The sequence below is a fragment of the Maricaulis sp. genome, from assembly GCF_034670125.1.
In the GTDB taxonomy this organism is placed as follows: domain Bacteria; phylum Pseudomonadota; class Alphaproteobacteria; order Caulobacterales; family Maricaulaceae; genus Maricaulis.
In genome coordinates this window covers 66,520-84,236 of sequence record NZ_JAXMOC010000006.1, presented here as the reverse complement: position 1 = coordinate 84,236, position 17,717 = coordinate 66,520, and the positions used below count along the sequence as shown (strand labels likewise).

The 17,717-nt window shown below is 63.9% G+C and carries 14 protein-coding genes; 6 read left to right on the top strand and 8 right to left on the bottom strand.

Annotated features, from left to right (window positions below; all coding sequences use genetic code 11):
• Nucleotides 1-54: 54 nt before the first annotated feature.
• On the top strand, nucleotides 55-1,167 hold the full coding sequence (locus VOI18_RS12070; protein WP_323762669.1) for a DUF2891 domain-containing protein: 1,113 nt from the start codon (nucleotides 55-57) through the stop codon (nucleotides 1,165-1,167).
• A 43-nt stretch (nucleotides 1,168-1,210) separates the two neighbouring features.
• On the opposite strand, the gene VOI18_RS12065 is transcribed toward VOI18_RS12070, so the two are convergent.
• On the bottom strand, nucleotides 1,211-2,104 hold the full coding sequence (locus VOI18_RS12065; protein WP_323762668.1) for a pirin family protein: 894 nt from the start codon (nucleotides 2,102-2,104) through the stop codon (nucleotides 1,211-1,213).
• Between the two features lie 102 nt (nucleotides 2,105-2,206).
• Between VOI18_RS12065 and VOI18_RS12060 the strand changes: the two genes are divergently transcribed.
• Together VOI18_RS12060 and VOI18_RS12055 are read left to right on the top strand one after the other, a co-directional pair.
• Nucleotides 2,207-3,631: a M20/M25/M40 family metallo-hydrolase gene (locus VOI18_RS12060; RefSeq protein ID WP_323762667.1), complete on the top strand. Its 1,425-nt coding sequence runs from the start codon at nucleotides 2,207-2,209 to the stop codon at nucleotides 3,629-3,631.
• A 176-nt stretch (nucleotides 3,632-3,807) separates the two neighbouring features.
• Nucleotides 3,808-5,790: a hypothetical protein gene (locus VOI18_RS12055; RefSeq protein WP_323762666.1), complete on the top strand. Its 1,983-nt coding sequence runs from the start codon at nucleotides 3,808-3,810 to the stop codon at nucleotides 5,788-5,790.
• 61 nt (nucleotides 5,791-5,851) lie between these two features.
• On the opposite strand, the gene VOI18_RS12050 is transcribed toward VOI18_RS12055, so the two are convergent.
• Nucleotides 5,852-7,750 (bottom strand): glycosyltransferase, encoded by a 1,899-nt coding sequence (locus tag VOI18_RS12050; RefSeq protein WP_323762665.1) that lies wholly within the window; start codon nucleotides 7,748-7,750, stop codon nucleotides 5,852-5,854.
• 172 nt (nucleotides 7,751-7,922) lie between these two features.
• On the opposite strand from VOI18_RS12050, the gene VOI18_RS12045 reads away from it, so the two are divergent.
• On the top strand, nucleotides 7,923-8,846 hold the full coding sequence (locus tag VOI18_RS12045) for a hypothetical protein (RefSeq protein WP_323762664.1): 924 nt from the start codon (nucleotides 7,923-7,925) through the stop codon (nucleotides 8,844-8,846).
• Nucleotides 8,847-8,868: 22 nt separating this feature from the next.
• Here VOI18_RS12045 and VOI18_RS12040 read toward each other — a convergent pair whose 3' ends face one another.
• From VOI18_RS12040 to VOI18_RS12025, 4 genes are all read right to left on the bottom strand, one after another.
• Nucleotides 8,869-9,540 (bottom strand): glutathione S-transferase, encoded by a 672-nt coding sequence (locus VOI18_RS12040; RefSeq protein ID WP_323762663.1) that lies wholly within the window; start codon nucleotides 9,538-9,540, stop codon nucleotides 8,869-8,871.
• A gap of 79 nt (nucleotides 9,541-9,619) precedes the next feature.
• The gene (locus tag VOI18_RS12035; RefSeq protein WP_323762662.1) at nucleotides 9,620-9,976 is read right to left on the bottom strand and encodes a hypothetical protein; all 357 of its coding nucleotides are present in this window, start codon (nucleotides 9,974-9,976) and stop codon (nucleotides 9,620-9,622) included.
• Between the two features lie 129 nt (nucleotides 9,977-10,105).
• Complete coding sequence (locus VOI18_RS12030; RefSeq protein ID WP_323762661.1) at nucleotides 10,106-10,894, bottom strand: hypothetical protein; 789 nt, start codon at nucleotides 10,892-10,894, stop codon at nucleotides 10,106-10,108.
• Nucleotides 10,895-10,955: 61 nt separating this feature from the next.
• On the bottom strand, nucleotides 10,956-11,861 hold the full coding sequence (locus VOI18_RS12025; protein ID WP_323762660.1) for a hypothetical protein: 906 nt from the start codon (nucleotides 11,859-11,861) through the stop codon (nucleotides 10,956-10,958).
• Nucleotides 11,862-12,041: 180 nt separating this feature from the next.
• Here VOI18_RS12025 and VOI18_RS12020 point away from each other — a divergent pair, with 180 nt between their 5' ends.
• Together VOI18_RS12020 and VOI18_RS12015 are read left to right on the top strand one after the other, a co-directional pair.
• Nucleotides 12,042-13,793 carry an amidase gene (locus VOI18_RS12020; protein ID WP_323762659.1) on the top strand — a complete coding sequence of 584 codons (1,752 nt, stop codon included), beginning with the start codon at nucleotides 12,042-12,044 and terminating at the stop codon, nucleotides 13,791-13,793.
• 2 nt (nucleotides 13,794-13,795) lie between these two features.
• Nucleotides 13,796-14,425: a glutathione S-transferase family protein gene (locus tag VOI18_RS12015; RefSeq protein ID WP_323762658.1), complete on the top strand. Its 630-nt coding sequence runs from the start codon at nucleotides 13,796-13,798 to the stop codon at nucleotides 14,423-14,425.
• Nucleotides 14,426-14,454: 29 nt separating this feature from the next.
• Here VOI18_RS12015 and VOI18_RS12010 read toward each other — a convergent pair whose 3' ends face one another.
• Both VOI18_RS12010 and VOI18_RS12005 read right to left on the bottom strand, forming a co-directional pair.
• Nucleotides 14,455-15,387, bottom strand: a complete 933-nt coding sequence (locus VOI18_RS12010) for a carbon-nitrogen hydrolase family protein (RefSeq protein WP_323762657.1) — start codon at nucleotides 15,385-15,387, stop codon at nucleotides 14,455-14,457.
• Complete coding sequence (locus tag VOI18_RS12005; RefSeq protein ID WP_323762656.1) at nucleotides 15,384-17,444, bottom strand: S9 family peptidase; 2,061 nt, start codon at nucleotides 17,442-17,444, stop codon at nucleotides 15,384-15,386. The genes VOI18_RS12010 and VOI18_RS12005 overlap by 4 nt, the downstream gene beginning before the upstream one ends.
• Between the last annotated feature and the right edge of the window lie 273 nt (nucleotides 17,445-17,717).

Here is a 17,717-nt window from a genome sequence, read left to right as displayed (position 1 = left end):
CCAGAAAAGCCAAAAAGGCACGGCTTGGAAACTCAATATAGGCGGGTGAAGTTCATGTTATCGCGAACATTTTTTGTTGCCATTGCGAATTTTGCGTTTCTTTGCAGCAACATCGCCGAAGCTCAGGCCGAGACCGTTCCACAGGAGCGTGAAACGCATTTTCTTGAACTGGCCTTGGACTGTGTTGATCGGGAGTACCCGAACAAGATTTCGCACGTATTGCAGGGCGACTCCGACGCCCGGACCCCGAGCGACATGCACCCGGCGTTTTACGGCTGCTATGACTGGCATTCTGCCGTGCATGGTCACTGGCTGATCGTTCGCCTCCTGCGCGGTGGCCTCGACAGTGATGCCGACCTGGCAGCAACGGCAGCGCTCGACCGGCATCTGACGCCCGAGGCCATCGCCGGCGAAATCGCCTATTTCCAACGCGAGGGGACGGCGTCCTTCGAACGCCCGTACGGTCTCGCCTGGCTGTTGCAACTGGGAACCGAGTTGCGGGAATGGGATGATCCCAGGGCGCGCCGTTGGGCAGCGGCCTTGCAGCCGCTGGAAGCGGTCGTTGCCGACCGGTATCGCAGCTGGCTGCCGAACCTTGCTTATCCAATCCGGATCGGCACCCATAATCAGTCGGCCTTCGGTTTTGCCCTGGCCCTGGATTGGGCGCGGACCGTTGAGGATGAGGCGCTCGAAGCGCAGTTGGTGGAGGCAAGCCTGCGGTTTCATCGCGACGACCGCGCCTGCCCGATCGGCTACGAGCCGTCCGGCGAGGATTTCCTGTCTCCGTGCCTGATGGAGGCGGACCTGATGCGACGGGTTCTCGATCAGGCTGCCTATTCGGATTGGCTGGCCGAATTCCTGCCGGTGATTCCGACGGATGGCCCGGATGACTGGCTGGTACCGGGTGTGGTTCTCGACCCGAGCGATGGCAAGTTGGTCCATCTGGATGGCGTCAACCTGTCGCGAGCCTGGAATCTCGAGGCCATTGCCCATGCCCTGCCGCTGGACGATCCGCGGCGTGCCAGCTTGCTGGCGGCCTCGGCGCGGCATGCCGAGAGCGGTATCGCTTCGGTGACCGGCGAGGATTACGCCGGCGGGCACTGGCTGGCCAGTTTCGCGACCTATCTGGTCACCCAGCGGGCCCTCGAAGCGCCGGGTGTCCAATAGTGCTGCCCCGCGTACCGGGCCAGGAAGAAACCGGTACGGGGCCTCATTCCGGCAGAGGAATATGCTCGGTTTCTCCCGGGGGCAGGATGAAGCGGCCATTGGCCGGAAATCCGGCCCGGGCGGCGTCTGACCAATCCTTGCGGGCCTGGTCGATCGATGCCCGGTCGGCTGCAACGAAATTCCAGTTGATGTGGCGCCGGCCAAGGCTGTCACCGCCGCACATCATGATCCGGCTGTCCGTGCGGGCGAGAAGATGCGCAACCGTTCCCGGATCCAGCACGGCCATTTCGCCCGGAGCGACCTGCTCTCCGTCCAGCGTGACCTCGCCCTCGACGACGTAGATGGCCCGCTCGGCATGATCGATATCGAGAGCGGTTCCGCTACCGGCCGGCATGAGGCCATGCAGGTAGAAGATCGGCGAGAAGGCGTCCACAGGTGCGGCGTGACCCCAGGCCGTGCCGAGGATGAGGTTGAAGCGACCGCCATCGCGGTCAAACTCGGGCAGGGTCGAGGCCTTGTGATGGTGGAAGGCGGGCGGCATGTCCTCGCTGCCTTGCGGTAAGGCGACCCAGGTCTGGATGCCGAACATGCGGTGTCCGGCGGCGCGCTCGGGTGCCGGTGTGCGCTCGGAATGGACCACGCCACGGCCGGCGGTCATCCAGTTCACGTCACCGGGCCGGATTACCAGGTCTTCGCCCAGACTGTCGCGATGACCGAGGGCGCCATCAAAAAGGTAGGTGACCGTGGCAAGGCCGATATGAGGGTGTGGCCGCACATCGATTCCCTGACCCGGGGCAAACTCGGCCGGGCCCATCTGGTCGAAGAAGATGAAGGGGCCCACCATGCGCTGGCGGGCAAATGGCAGGACCCGGCGGACAGCGAATCCGCCGAGATCCTTGGGCGTGCCCGCGAATTTTTGAGCGATTGCACCGGTCATCCTGCACCTCCGACTGAAATTGTATCCCGCGCTCACACTGGTGTGGCTTGCGCCATGCGCTGCGGGCCTCATAGTGAGCGCCGAATGTGTCGGGAGGACTTCATGAAATCAATTATCGCGCTTGGAATGACAGTCTTTCTGTCTGCGGAAGCATTGGCCCAGGACGGATTTGTCCTGCCTGCGGAGAACGCCGAAACGGCGCAGGCTCTCGTCGAGACCGCGCTGGACAGTGATCTGGCCTGGGACATTGTCGAGTCGCTGACCACAAGTGTCGGACCGCGTCTGGCCGGCTCGGAAGCCGAAGCCCGAGGCCGCGACTGGGGCGAGGCGCTGGGCCGGGAGCTCGGGTTCGATCGCGTCAGCGTCGAGCCTTTCACCATGGAATACTGGGAGCGCGGCGAGATGGAAATCGTCATGACCGCGCCCTACGAACAGGCACTGTACGGTTCGGCTCTGGGCGGTTCGGGGCGCTCGCCCTTCCTGGGGGCGGTCAATGCCGAGATTGTCTATTTCCGGAATATCGACGCGCTGACCGCGGTCGGGGATGGCGCGCTGGACGGCAAGATCGCCTTTGTTGACGGCGACGCCATGGTGCCCAGCCAGACCGGTGCCGGTTATGGCCCGAGCAATCAGCGGCGGCGTATCGGCTGGCAACATGCCGAACGTGGCGGAGCCGAGGCGCTTGTGGTGCGCTCGGTCGGGTCGGACAGTCATCGCATGCCACACACCGGCATGATGAGTTCAATGAATGGCGAGTGGGCCGAAATCCCGGTCATCGCCGTTTCCAACCCTGATGCGGATCACCTGCGCCGCCTGCACAATGCGGGCGAGGCGATCGAGATGCGGATCCGGTCGACCGCCGGCTGGCGCGGGGAAGTGACCAGCGGCAATGTTGTTCTCGACCTGATCGGACGCGAAAACCCCGAGGAGATCGTCCTGATCGGCGGACACCTCGACAGTTGGGACCAGGGAACAGGCGCCGTCGATGACGGTGCCGGTGTCGCCATCACCACGGCTGCCGCTGCGCTGATCGCGCAATTGCCCGAGCGGCCGCGCCGGACGATCCGCGTGGTCATGTTCGGGGCCGAGGAAGTCGGCCTTCTGGGCGCCCGCGCCTATGCCGAACAGCATGCCGACGAGATCGGCAATCATGTCCTCGCAACCGAATCCGATTTTGGCGCGCGGACTGTCTGGCAGCTGGTCTCGAATGTGTCCGCGGAAGGCACGCCGGCCATCGACGCTGTCGGTGACATCATCGGACCGCTCGGCATCGTCCGGGGCGGATCAAACGTGCCCGGCGGCGGCCCGGACATCATTCCGCTGGCCATGCAGGGTGTGCCGACGGTGCGGTTGAACCAGAACGGCACTGATTATTTCGATCTGCACCACACGCCGGATGACACGCTCGACAAGATCGATCCGGACGAGCTGGCCCAGAATGTCGCGGCTTATGTGGCGCTGGTCTATCTCGCCGCCGAGCTGGACGTGGACTTCCGCACCACCCCTCAGCCGGCTAACGACGAATAGTCGGAACGCCCGGCCGGAACGCTGAACTGAAGCGAGCGGGGCACCCGGGTGCCCCGCTCGTTTTGTCCTGTGCCGCAGTTTTGCCCCGATTGATCCAGATTTCATCGCAAATCGTCGCGCTTTGACCGTAATGACGGCCTAACCCTTGATCATTCGGTCGCTGGGGGGCGTCGGATATGAGGGACGCAATCAACCCGGCCAATGATCCCGGACAGGATCGGTCGATGGGGGATGTGATGCGCTCGAACACCGACCGGAACAAGCGGAAGCCCTGGTTCTCCTACATCCTGATCATCATTGCGCTCGCCAGCGTGATCACCCTGTTCAACTCCGGTGCCCTCAACGCCGGTCGTGGCAGTTTTGGCCTGTTCGTTACCGACGTGTTCGGCACCGTGATCACAGGTCGCGCGGACGCCGGACCCGAACAGCCCTCCAGCGTGACACTGGCCGATATCGGTGAAAGCGACGGGCTGTTCATCGCTGGATACCCCTCCTACGCCACCTTTGAGCTGCCGGTTGTGCGCGACACCCCCGTCGACCAGGTCCGCTTGGTGCTGCAGGGCACGCAGGACCTGTCGGAAACCGCGATCGCGGCCATGCGTGTCGTGGTCAATGGCGAACGGGTGCTTGAACGCGTTCTGGTCCCCGGTTCGCGTGAGTTCCGGTGGGTGATCGCGTTGCCGGAAAGCGTGCTGCACGGTCAGGAATTGAATGTTGGCATCCAGCTGCATGGCGATCTGCCGGATGCGCTGTGCCACAATGACAGGTCGATCGGGGCCGTTGTCACGCTCGGCTCCCGCTCGGGCATCGAAATGGATTTGCGCAGCGCGGTTTCGTCCTTGCGCGATGTCGTCAACCTGCTGCCGGCGGAAGTGACCATCGCCGTGCCGGCAACCGGCGATGCCGATTTCATTCCGCTGGCCTTGCGCTTGGGTGCCCGCATGACCCAGCGGGGCTATGTCGTCAAATTCATGGACCTGGAAGCGCTCGAGCGTTACCGCCTGTCGTCGCGCGGCCTGATCCTGCTGGGCTCTGCCGACCAGCTGGCCGCGAGCGGTTTCGACCGCCTGTCCGGCAATGCCGGCCATGATGGCGCCGCAACGCTGTGGCGCCAGGGCGACTTCGTTCATCTGGGCCTGACGGAAGCCGGCCGCATGGACGTTGCCGACTTCATCACCTCGGACATGCTGCCCCTGGCGCGGACGGCCTTTGTGTCGCCGACCGAGTTTGTCGAATCCCATGACGACACGTTGATGACCCGTTTTGGCGATATCGGCGTCGACACCTCGATCCAGCGGATCGCCGAATCGCGTAGCTGGGATGTCGGGTACGGTCTGGCCAGCCTGCCGGACGGCCGTGTGCCCGACCGGCTGCGGTTGTCCGTCCGCCTGCCCGAAGGGCCGGGCGACTTTACCAATCTCATCCACACCGAGCTGAACGGTGTTTTGATCGATAGCCGTCACATGGAAACCGGCCGCCTCAACACGTTCACGCTGGCCTTGCCGCATGAAGTGCAGAACCTGCGCAATGATCTGCGAGTGTCGGTGCAGCGCCACCGGGAAGCCGGCGGTTGCACCATCACGGCGCGCCGCTATCCGGTCCAGCTGCTGCCCGAATCAGGCTTCCTCTATGACGAGGGCACGGCGCCGCTGGCCGGATTGGCCGGTCTGCCGCACCTGTTCCGCGATCGGGTCGCCTTGCGCTTCCCGGCCGGCTTGGGCGGAGCGGACCGTCTGGCCGCCCTGGAACTGGGATCCGAGGTGGTCGCCAGTTTTGTGCCGCTGTCGGCACAGATCGACTTCGATTATGTCGACCCATCGGCCGGCCCCGCTTCAGAGGCAGTCGAGCCTTTCATCGCGATCAATCACGCGCCGTCCAATGTCGACCTGCCCATTGTTATTGAGGGTGATCGGATCGAGATGAACCGGACCAGCCGTGTCGACACGGCCGACATCCGCTCGGTTGCCAATGTCGCCATCTTGCAGGCGGTCGCCGCCATTCTGCCGCGTCCGGGGCCGGGCCAGCCTGACCGGATTGTCGCCGTTCCGGGTCTGGTCGCCCATGCGCTGGGCACGCCGCCCACGCTGATGCGCTCGCAGATCGGGCAGGAGCATGTCGCGGTTGTCCATGATGAGGGCGCGGTCCTGACGCTCGACTGACCCGTCCGGCCGGGCCAGGCCAGCTCGGCTAAACTCAACCCAGCGGCCATTGGCTGATGGCTTATCCGGCAACGATCGGGGGCTTCTCGACCAGTCCGACCCGCTCCTCCGCCGGTACCGATAGCGGCTTGGGCGGTTCGAACTGACGGTCCTTGGACGAGCGCGGATAGACCAGCGTCAGTGTGGCTCCCAGCGTGTAGTAGGAGCGCAGCAGCCGGAACGCCATATAGGCCGGCATGTAGAGGATCAGGTCCGGGCGGCGCCAGAAGGCGACCACCGCACAGGCCATGATGAAGGGCATGCCGAACATCACCGCCAGCACCGTTGTCAGGTGGGGGTGGTCGTAAATTCCGCCGAACATGAAGAACAGCACAAAGCCATATATCGCCAATGGGGCCATCATCGCCCGGCGTGCGCCATTCATCAGCGTGAAGGGCAAAACAAGGGCGCCGGTGATCAGATTGCCCTGGAACAGCATGTCGCGATTGTGGGCGGTGACATGGTAGAGGCTGCGGAACCAGCGGGTCCGCTGCTCGCGCAGGAATTCCATGCTGTCGGGCACTTCGGTGCGGAATTTGACCCGCGGGTCGGAGACAGCCCGATAGCCCAGATTGGTCATGCGCAGGACAATGTCGGTGTCCTCGCCATTCATCTCCTCGACAATCCCGCCGGCCTCCATCAGCACGTCGCGGCGATAGATGCAGAACATCCCCGGAATGCCCAGAATGCCGTTGAAGGCACCCAGGGCGACCTGGAAATAGCCGTGGCGGTTGAGCACTTCGATGGTGCGGAACTTGTCGAGCAGGCCGGTGCGCTTGAGCGGCAGCGGCAGTCCGCCGACCGTGCCGACGGTCTCGTTGGCAAAATGGCGCATGGCCAGCCGCAAGGATTGCGGGTCGATCTGGGTGTCGGCATCGATGCGGACCACGTAGTCCTCGGTGATCATTTCGAGGCCTTGATTGAGCGCCTTGGCCTTGCCGGGAATGAGGCTCTCGATCACCTCGCCGCGGGCGCAGCGGCATTGGGCAATCGCCTGCCGGGCCACGTCGGCGGTATCGTCGCTGGAACAGTTCTCCATCAACAGGATGCGCACCGGACCGTCATAATGGGCCGCCGCCTCGTCGATGGCGTCGATGGTTTGGGCGATGAGGTGGGACTCGTTGTGAGCCGGAATCAGGACCGCGACGGGCGGTGAAAAGGACCGGCGTCGCGACAGGGTGTTCCGCATCCAGCCAATCGAGGCGAGCTGCACGGTGAAGAACTGCTGGGCAAGAAACACGCCCGGGCCCATGCCGCCGAGCAGCGCCAGATTGCGCAATTGTTCTACCTCGCCACCATAAAGCGTCAGCGCCACCACGGCACCGATGGCCGAGGTCAGAGCTGCGAGACTGACCAGCCAGTATTCATGGTATCGACCGCGACGTTTTACCGGTGACCCGCAAGGCCCCGGCAGTCGCGCCTGGTTGAGCACGGTATGCGGAAAGATCGCCAGACCCGACAGCCCGACCAGGATCTGCTGCACATGGACGGGCCAGACCGCGTCGGCCTGTTGCCAGGACAGCATCGCCGCTCCGTCTACAATGGCGGCAACGCCGGCCAGCTTGATCAGGAAGCTGAAACCGAGCCGCAGCTTGGCCAGAACCGGGCCGTAGGCATAGGCGGCGTAGCTGATGAAGAAGATCACCAGGAAGATGCGGATCGGAAGCACGGCGTTGAAGCGGTCGGCCGTAAAGAAAATGAGATCGGTCGGAACACTGCCGGGCCAGCGAGTGTTCGCCCAGGCGGCTGTCGACAGGGCGAGGATGGTGAGTGCCAGGAAGGTGATCAGGAAACCGTCGGTAACCGACCGGTCGCGCTTGACGCTTATGCCCTTGGGGGCGCTGTCGACCGAGCGGAAGAAGTCAGCCGGCCGGGCCGATTTACCCGGACCGGAGCGGTCCTGACGATCCTTGCCTGCCATGGTCACTCCTGCATGTTCCGGACCTGTCGGAAGACTGAACATGCCCGTCCAATTTCGGCCCCGTTGGGAGACTACGGCTTGAAATTATCAAGATTAAGGCGCCAAGGCGATGGTGAAAGCCGAACCGCGGCGATAAGCTTCAGGCAACGAGATGACAATCGGGGGTTTCGCCATGACATTCCGCCTCAAGACCCTGCTGGGCAGTGCGATCGGGCTCGCCATGATGCCGGCTGCGGCCAGCGCCCAGGATGCGCGCTTCGAATTCCGGTCGGACAATGCTGTTGAGCGGTCAGACCCGTTCATCGATCAGGACGTATTGGAACCACAAGGAGCCTCCGACCTGGAAACCGGCTTCGACAGCAATAACTGGTTCCGCTTCGTACGGCCGGTCGGCGAGGGGCGGGTCTGGCGCTTCGAACAACAGGCGCGCCTGCGCCGCTACGATGACCGGGATGATCTCAACTCCCTCTTGTTGACCCCGCGCCTGCAATACTGGGCCCCGGTCGGTGAAAACTGGCAGATGCGGGTCGCCGCGGAAGGTTCGGTTCTCAATCGCGACGGCGATCGCCATTACACGCGCCTCCAGGCCGAGGGGCAGTTGCGCTATCGCGGCCAGCCGGGCGGCGAGACCGTGCTGCGCTTGCGGGCCAACCAGTACGACTTCGGCGATCAGGTTGTCGCCGGGCTGGACCAGTCACAATGGCGCGTGGGGCTTGAACAATATGGCTATGGCCAGCAGCGCCGGTCCGGTTGGTACCTGGCCGGCTTCTTCACCGACTCCCGGGCCGACGCCCAGCGCTTCAGCTTCACCGAGGCGCAGCTGCGAGCGCGGACCTGGTGGCAACTGGCCGAAGCGACGCGCGGCGAGTTGCGTCTGGAAGCCTCGCAGCGGTCCTATGAGGGGCCGTTCTCGATCGCACAGGCGTTCGACCGGGACGATACCCGCTGGCGGGCAACCGGTCGTCTTGAGCACAATCTCGGCGACCAGATGATCCTGTTCGGCGAGGCCGGCTACGTGGACAATGATTCAAATATCGACTTGCGCAGTTATTCCGGTGCCGTCTTCCGGATTGGTTTCCGGATCCAGAACCGCTGATCCCGCATTCGCGACCGGGCTGCTAGCTGCCGACGATCCCGTAGGCCCCGCCACGCTCGATCGCGGCCTTGTAGGCCGGACGGGCCTGCATTCGGGCGACATAGGCTTTCAGGTTTGGATAACGCGCGTCGAGCCCGCCCCGGGCGGCGGCGGCCTCCAGCGGGAAGGTCAGCTGGATGTCGGCGCCACTGAAGGTGTCGCCGGCAATCCACTCCCGCCCTTCGAGACGGGCCTCGATGAAACCGAACAGGGAGGCCAGTTCCGGATCGACAAAGCTGGACCGCAGCCGGGCCGCGACCTGGCGGATGATCGGCTTGACGAAGAAAGGCGCCTTGGACTTGGGCATCTGGTCGCTGATCAGCTTGAGCAGCAGGGGTGTCATCAAGGACCCCTCGGCAAAGTGCATCCAGTAGACATAGTCGCGATAGGCTGCTGTCCCGGCCTCCGGCTTGAGGGCGGGGGCATAGGTGTCGACCAGGTATTCCACGATGGCACCGGACTCGGCGACGACGATCTCGCCGTCCGAGATGACCGGGGACTTGCCCAGCGGATGGATGTCACGCAGCGCCTGTGGCGCCCGCATGGTGGTCGCATCGCGCATGTATTTCTTGATTTCGTAGTCCAGGCCGGCCTCTTCAAGCAGCCAGAGGATCCGCTGGGAGCGGGAGTTGTTGAGATGGTGGACTGTGATCATGGACTTCTACCTGGCTGGCTGACTGCGACCAAGGAAATAGGGGGCCGTGATCAAAAGGCAAAGCGCAGCCGCTGCGCTTTCAGTCAAGCAGGGCGTCGATGGTGTCCCCAGGTGGTGCTGTCCACCCGGCAGCCGGAGTTTCGAGCTGCAGGCCGAGATGCCCGAGGACCAGTTCCAGGCTGTCCACCAAGGCCGTCTCGCCATCGGCCAGATCGATCAGGGTGTAGCGCGACAAGGCAATCACATCACCGACATGGGTATGGCCGTGATCGGCCAGGCGGAAGGCGAGCTCGTTGAGATGGCTCTGGCGGGCGCAGAGGGAAATCACGTCACGGTTCAACACAGTGTCGCGGGGTGGAGGCGCGCTGGATCGCGGGCTCGGCGATGCGAGGGCCTCTTCCAGCTGTCTGGCGGTGATCGCCATATCAAACCCCATCAGTTGCGCTGCTGCCTGAATTCAACACAACATATTGTGGGGTGGGTCGCATCGCTGGCAAATGCATATTCTATGCATCCACGGGGTTTGCCTGTGGATAACCGGATTGCCTGTCGTTGATGGGATTATTCAGATGTCGGCCCAGCGGGCATTGACGCCGAGGCGACGGAAAACCTCGTTCCAGTAATCGCGAAGCGGCCCTCGCTGTTCCGCTTCCCAGCGATCGCGCGGGATCAGATGGATCTCCAGGCCGACGCCGCGCAGCGAGTCGCCATAGGTGTCCCGGATAGCGGTGGCAACGGTGTCAGCGGGTGGAATCCGGACATCCAGCGCTCCGCGCCGGCGGCCATAGACCGAGAAAATTTCGGAGTTCTGCAGCATGTCCGAGACCAGCACGATGCGACGGCCGGGAACGGTGTTGTCGAAGCTGGGATCCTGGGCAAGGCGCGCCAGGGCCTCAATGATCGGGCTCGATGGTGCGTCCTTGGGAAGGACAAGGTCGGCCAGCGCCCGGTCCAGCGGATCGGCGAATAGCGCCTCATACCGGGCCTGGATGCGTTCGGGATTGCGGTAGAGCGGATTGACCTGTTCGCCCGCCCCGGGATTGCACAGCGAGAAGCTGTTGGTATTGCGCAGCTGCCCGCTCTCGTTCAACTCGTACAGGGAGAAGCGTTCACCGACCGCGAGGCCGTCACGCTCGGCCAGGATCAGGGCTTCAATGCCGCCCGCCTGTTCCGGGGAGTACAGGTCGGTCTTGTCGATGACCACGACCCGGTGCGGCGGCAGGGCGTCGGCCAAACACAGGGTCTGGCTGTCATACTCGTCCGGCGTGAGCTTGAAAGCGGCATAGCTGATGCCACCGATGACCGCCGCTACGACAGCGAGATTGAACAGGCCTATGGCGTCGCGTCCGGACATTCCCCACCCCCTGGGTCGTTAACCCGTGAATCGACCGCTGGCGGTGACCCACGGGTGCAGCTTAGCTGCGCTCGCGCGGCCCGGCCAAGTCCTGACAGATATCGTCGAGGAGATTTTTGGCTTCGACGAGTTCTTCCAGCTCCGGCTGTGACAGTTTGCGGGCGTCTTTCCAGCCCGCTTCAAGCGCCTTCTCCAGCTCGCGCGACGCCGCTTCCAGGCGACGGGAAACGCCGCCATAGCCGGGAATGGCATCATCAAAGGTGCGCCCCTTGAAGGCGGCGATGGCGGCAAAAGTGGTGCCCAGAATGAACAGCAGCAGGGCTTCCAGCGTCTGCAGGCCGAACGGGTTGGCGCGTGCCTCGACGACCGGGGCCAGCACCGTGCCGGTCAACTCGGACCCGCCAAGCGCCAGCGTCGCAGCGTTCAGTTCCAGCAGGTCGCGATAATGGGCCGCGGTCAGGTTGAGCATCACCAGGATCGCCGCACCAATAATGACGCCCACGGCCGCGAGACCGGAAATGATCGGCCGGTTGCGGTTGGACATGTGGCGCAGACCGATGAAACCGATCAGGAAGAAGCCGGCGATGACGTTGGTGAAGGAGACGGTGATCGCCTGCAGCCAGCCGCCCAGCAGTCCAAGGTCGGAACCGGTGGAGAAGAAATAGGCATTGGCGAGACCTTCGAAGAGGACCAGCGTTGCCAGGATTGAGAAATGCAGGATGTGCGAAGTCGGGTAGATCGCGGCCCGGTCAATCGGCTTGACGGCCGGCTTGTCCGTTCCTTCTGTATCCTCGACGGCACCGCCCCAGGTGCGGCGGAATTTGAGGAGATCGGCCCGACGGGCCCGGGCTATGGCGCGGGCACGACCCAGCTGGATCAGCGCGGCAGGCGCGCGGGTCTCGCGGAATTCGGCAAGATCCGGGCGTAACTCCAGATCGGCTTCTACGATGTTCTGATCTAAGGGCATGGCCTCCCCCTCATTCGACCAAGCCGGATTGGCTCTGACATCATGGTTAATTTGCAATTGTGAAGCGAAATGGCTCGGATTGAGGCAATTTTGAGGGGAAACGGGCGGCCATCTGGTGCAAGCTATTGAAATGCGGTGGTCGGCACCGCACTTTCTGGAACGAAAATGGGGGAGAAGATCATGGCAGAACGCAGAACCTCTCGACGGGATTTGTTGAAGGGCGGCGCTTTGGCTGTCGTCTCGGCCGGGGCAACAGGGGCCGCGGCGGCGCGGCAGGACAATGCCGCCGGTGTCGCGGCGGGTGAAGCCGTCACACCGCAGTCGCTGCAATGTGCCGAAGCCCTGTTTGATGTGCGTTATACCGATGCCGAGCGCGAAATGGTCGTCGCCGAGATCGATGGCTGGATCGACCGGATGAGCCGGCAGCGGGCCCACGCCAAACCCAACACGCTGGCACCGGCCACGGTTTTTGATCCGCGCCTTCGGTCCCGACGCTATCGGGAGCAAAGCAACCGGATGACCACGTCGGGCGTCGATGCCGGGCCGCTGCCATCCAATCCGACCGACATCGCGTTTGCGCCGGTCTGGAAGCAGGGCCAGTGGATCCGGCGCGGCGTGCTGACCTCGCGTCGGCTGACCGACATCTATCTCGACCGGATCGCGATGCATGGCGACGCGCTGGAATGCTTTGTCACCGTGACCCAGGACATCGCCCGCGCCCAGGCGGATGCGGCCGACCGCGAGCTCGCAGCCGGTCAGGATCGCGGCCCGCTGCACGGTATTCCCTATGGCATGAAGGACATTGTCGACGTGGCCGGCGTGCGCGCGACCTGGGGGGCGACGCCCTATCAGGACCGCGTCGCCGAGACCGACGCCACCGTGACGACGCAATTGCGCGAGGCAGGGGCTGTCCTGCTCGGCAAGACCACCAATGGCGCGCTGGCCTATGGTGATCGCTGGTTCGGCGGCATCACCCGCAATCCGTGGAATACACAGGAGGGTTCGTCAGGGTCGAGCGCCGGCTCGGCGTCGGCGACCGCAGCGGGTCTGATCGCCTTTGGTATTGGCACGGAAACGCTGGGGTCCATCGTGTCGCCGTCCAATCGCTGTGGCACCACCGGTTTGCGTCCGACATTCGGACGCGTTTCCCGGCACGGGGCGATGGCGCTTTGCTGGTCGCTCGACAAGATCGGACCGATCTGCCGCTCGGTCGAGGATACCGGTCTGGTCCTCGCCGCGCTCAACGGGTTTGACGCGGCGGATGCCGGTTCGCTTGATGTTGGACTGGAGATTGATGCGGCCCGGCCGGTTCGCGGTATGCGGGTCGGCTACAATCCAGCCTGGTTCGAGGCCGGAAGTGATGCCGACCGTGCGGCGCTGGCCGCCGCCCGCGACGCGGGCGTCGAGCTGGTCGAGGTCGAACTGCCCGATCTGCCCTATGATGGCCTGTTCGCAGTGGTGGAAGCGGAATCCGCCGCCGCGTTTGAACATCTGACCCTGTCCGGCGAGGATGACAGCTTGGTCTGGCAGGCTCCGGCGGCCTGGCCGAATACCTGGCGCCGGGCGCGCTTCATCTCCGCCGTCGATCTGATCAATGTCGACCGCTTCCGGCGGGAGGTGATGGAGATGATGGACGGCGTGATGGAGGGGCTGGACGCCATGATCGCCCCCAATTTTGCCAATGCCCTGCTCGTCATCACCAATTATACCGGCCATCCGCAACTGGCGATCAAGTCCGGCTATAACCAGATGGCCACCCGGACCATTTTCGGCGATCCGGCGAGTGATGGCGGTGCCACGCACCGGGTTCCGCAGACCACCAGCCTGTGGGCACCCCTTTTCGAAGAAGGCACGCTGATCGCGCTGGGGCGCGAGATCGAACGCCGGCTCAATGTCGCGGATGATCATCCGCCCGCTTTCCACCAGGAGTGACCATGAAATTCTATGACTTCAAGGCGGCACCCAGTCCGCGCCGGGCCCGTATCCTGATGGCCGAAAAAGGTATCGATATCGAGATCGAGCAGGTTGATCTGGGCTCGCGCGCCCAGTTTGAGCCGGAATTCAAGGCGATCAATCCGCGCTGTACCGTGCCGGCCCTGCAGCTCGATGACGGCACCGTGCTGTGCGACAATGCCTCGATCGCCCGCTATTTCGAGGAAATCTTTCCGGATCCGCCGATGCTGGGCCGCACGCCGCTTGAAAAGGCGCTGGTCGCCGAGTGGACGGCCCGGGTCGAGGGCGAGGGCCTGATGGGCGTCGCCGAAGCGCTGCGTAACCGGTCCGAGTTTTTCAAGGATTCCTCGGTCACCGGCCCCAATCGCTACGCCCAGGTGCCTGAACTGGTCGAGCGCGGACGGGCGCGGGCGACGGCCTGCCTCAAGGATCTGGATGCCCGGCTGGGTGAGGCGGCCTATCTGGCTGGCGAGGCGTTCAGTGCGGCTGATATCGCCGCCTTTGTGTTCGTCGACTTCAGTGCCTGGATCAAACTGCCCATGCCGGAAGGCTTGGACAATCTGGCCCGCTGGCGTGAGGCGGTCGCCGCTCGCCCCAGCATCGATGCCTGACAACTGAAGCTGGTTTGGGCCGGCCCGGGTCAGCTCTGCCGGGTCGGGAACACTGTCTGACCCTTCAGGCGCAGTTCGAACAGATCCGGCCGCGAATAGTGACCGGCCGGATCACAGGCGGCTTTCGCCTTTCGGACTTCGTCCAGATGGGCCTCGGCATAAAGGATGGTCTCGCCATTGGCCGGTCCGGCAATGATCTCGCCGCGCGGATCGATGATGACACTCTGGCCGGTGTGTTCAAAGGCGTTCAGAGACTTGAACCGATCCGGCACGTGCTGATCGAGCCGCAGGCCTGCGGCGGCGATGACATAGGCGCCAGCCTGGCTGGCAAAGGCCCGGGACAATAATACCTGTCGCGCCCAGACCGGATCGCTGGGCGCGCTTTGCGGCTCGTGACCCGGCCAGGCGGCGACATGGACCTGTGTGCCTTGGGCGATCAGGGAAAAGCCCGGCAGCACGATATTGTGCTCCCAGCAATTGAGCCCGGACAGACGGCCATAGGGGCGTTGGCGAACCACCAGTCCTTCCGCGTCACCATCCGCCCAGACCGAGCGCTCATGATGGGTTGGCTTGAGTTTACGGTGCCGCCCCATGACCTCACCATCCTTCGAGATGAAGACAAGGCTGGCATAGATCGAGCTCTCGGTGGCCGGGTCCAGTTCGGCGATTCCGATCACCACATCTGTCCCCGCCGCGCGGGCGGACTTGCAGATTTGCGCGATTTCCGGCCCGTCCAGACGCACGGCCTGTTCCAGATAGAGCGCGGCGGCCTCCCACCACAGATCGCCCAACGGCGCTTCGATGAAGAAGGGGTAGCCGGGCAGCCAGGTTTCGCCGAAGGCCGCCACGCTCGCGCCATTGCGTCCGGCCTCTGCAATCAGTTCGCAGGCCTTGTCGGTGGAGGCCTGCCGGTCGAAGACAATCGGAGCGGCCTGGATGGCGGCGAGCTTGAACGCGGTCATGGTGTCTGCGGCGCAGATCGGGGTGCGGCGCCCGGATCATGCTCCTCGAACCAGCGCAGGATCTCGGCGACCTTGGTCAACAGCCGGCTCGGGCGCGAGTTGGATATGCCGTGGAAGCTGTCCGGAATGATGACCAGTCGCGTCGGCACCCCATTGATATGCAGTGCCGAATAATACTGTTCGGTTTCCGCCCGCGGCGTACGGACATCGGCTCCGCCAACCATCATCAGGGTGGGTGTGGTCACATTGCCGACCAGCGATAGCGGCGACCGACGCCAGTATTCGTCCGGATCTTCCCACGGCGGGCTGGCGAACCAGTAGCGGTAGAAAAACTGCGGCAAGTCGGAATAGAGCACGAAGCTGGTCCAGTTGATCACCGGCTTGACCGAGGCTGCGGCCGCGAAGCGGTCGGTGTTGCCAATGATCCACGCGGTCAGCAGCCCGCCCCCGGAGCCGCCCGTCACGAACAGCCGGTTCTCGTCGATGAAGCCGCGCTCCAGCATGTAGTCGACCCCACCCATCAGGTCGTCGTAGTCCTCACCGGGGTAGGCGTGGTGGATCAGGTTGGCGAAATCATAGCCATAACTCGTCGATCCGCGCGGATTTGTGTAGAGCACGACATAACCGGCGGCGGCCATCAGCTGCAGTTCGGCGGAAAAGGCCGGACCATAGGCGGTGAACGGACCGCCATGGATTTCCAGGATCATCGGCCAGGACCGTGACGGGTCAAAACCCGGCGGGTAGAGCACCCAGCCATGGATGGCTCGCCCGTCGGCCGGCGAGGCCCAGCTCACAGCTTCGGCCGGTGACAGGGCGACCCCGGACAGCGCGTCGCTGTTCAGCCGGGTCAGCATTCGCTGTCCGCCATCGGCGGAGACCAGTGCCAGCTCGGCGGGCTGCTGCGGAGAACCCGTGGTAAAGACCACGTCGCCGGTCGCCGAGACCGCATAATCGCCTCCGGTATAGGGGCGGCCGAATGTCGAGCCGATCAGGCCTTCGGCGACAATCCGAAATGAGCCGTCCAGGCCGACAAGTCCGACACGGGTCGTGCCCCGGTCATCAAACTGGATATGGATGCCGGAACTGTCGGCGGCCCACAGGGGATTGCCGACCGAACGATCGAGGAATGCTGTCAGAGACCGGGCGGCTCCGCCCTCGCTCGGAACAATGTACAATTCGGTATTGTGATACCCCATCCGGCGGTCATCAAAACCGAGATAGGCGATCCATCTGCCATCCGGCGAGGCTCGCGGTGACCCGTCCGGTCCTGCGCGATCCGTCAGCTGGGTGACCTCACGGGTTGCGATGTCCAGTCGGTACAGTTCGCTGTCTGGTGGCAACTGTCCCAATTGCGGGCGCCGGTCGGCAGCAAAGATCAGGGACGCGCCGTCGCTTGACCAGACGAAGTCGCCGGACCCCCCCAAGCCATCTTCGCTGAGGAGGGTGGTTGTCCCGGTTCGCAGGTCGATCATGTAGAATTGCTGGACACCCGGCGGAATGTTGCCGGCTCCGTCGAGGCGGAAGGTGAGCCGGTTCTCGACCTCGGCAGGGGCTGCGCGGTCGGCATTCTCGTCCGCCTCGGGCAGGGCGGCTGCGACCGGTCCCGGCAGGGCCTTGAACATTGACCAGGCCAGGCGCTGGCCATCGGGCGACCAGGCCAGCCCGCCTGGCGGGCCGGGCAATTCGGTCACCAGCGTGTCCCGTCCATCACGCCTGCGGGTGCGCAGACTCACACCGGATTCACCGGCGTGGGTATAGGCCAGCGTCTGGCCGTCCGGCGACCATAGTGGCGAACCGGTTGTGTCAGCCGTCGATGCCAAGGGCTGATGGTCGGAGCCATCCGCCCGGATCAGCCAAATAGAAGATCGGGTCTGGTCAGTCCCGGCGTCGTTCGTGCGGCGCACATAGGCGATCTGTCGACCATCTGGTGTTATGCTGGGCGCAGACGCGGCTTCGAGCTCGAAGATCAGGTCGGGAGTCAGGGGTGTGCTCGTTTGCCCACAGGCTGCACTTGTGAGGAATATGCCGGCAAACAGTCCCGCTATCGGTTTGAACACAAACTATCTCCGTCCTTCGCTCGGCGGATGACTGCGCCGCCCGGTCATCCATCTCATACGCGCGTCACAATTCTGTGCCCTGGATGCAACAGCTGTCCAAAAAGTGTCTGTTTTCGAGCATCCGGTGCGGATTTCCGTGTGGGCAACGCTGCAATTGTGCTTCACCCGTCATCGCAATTCGATCAAGTTGGGATCGAATGATGGGGCATCCCCCTGTCGGCCGCACGAAATAACGAGCGACGGCATGACCGTCGACCCAACGGGAGGAAGTTA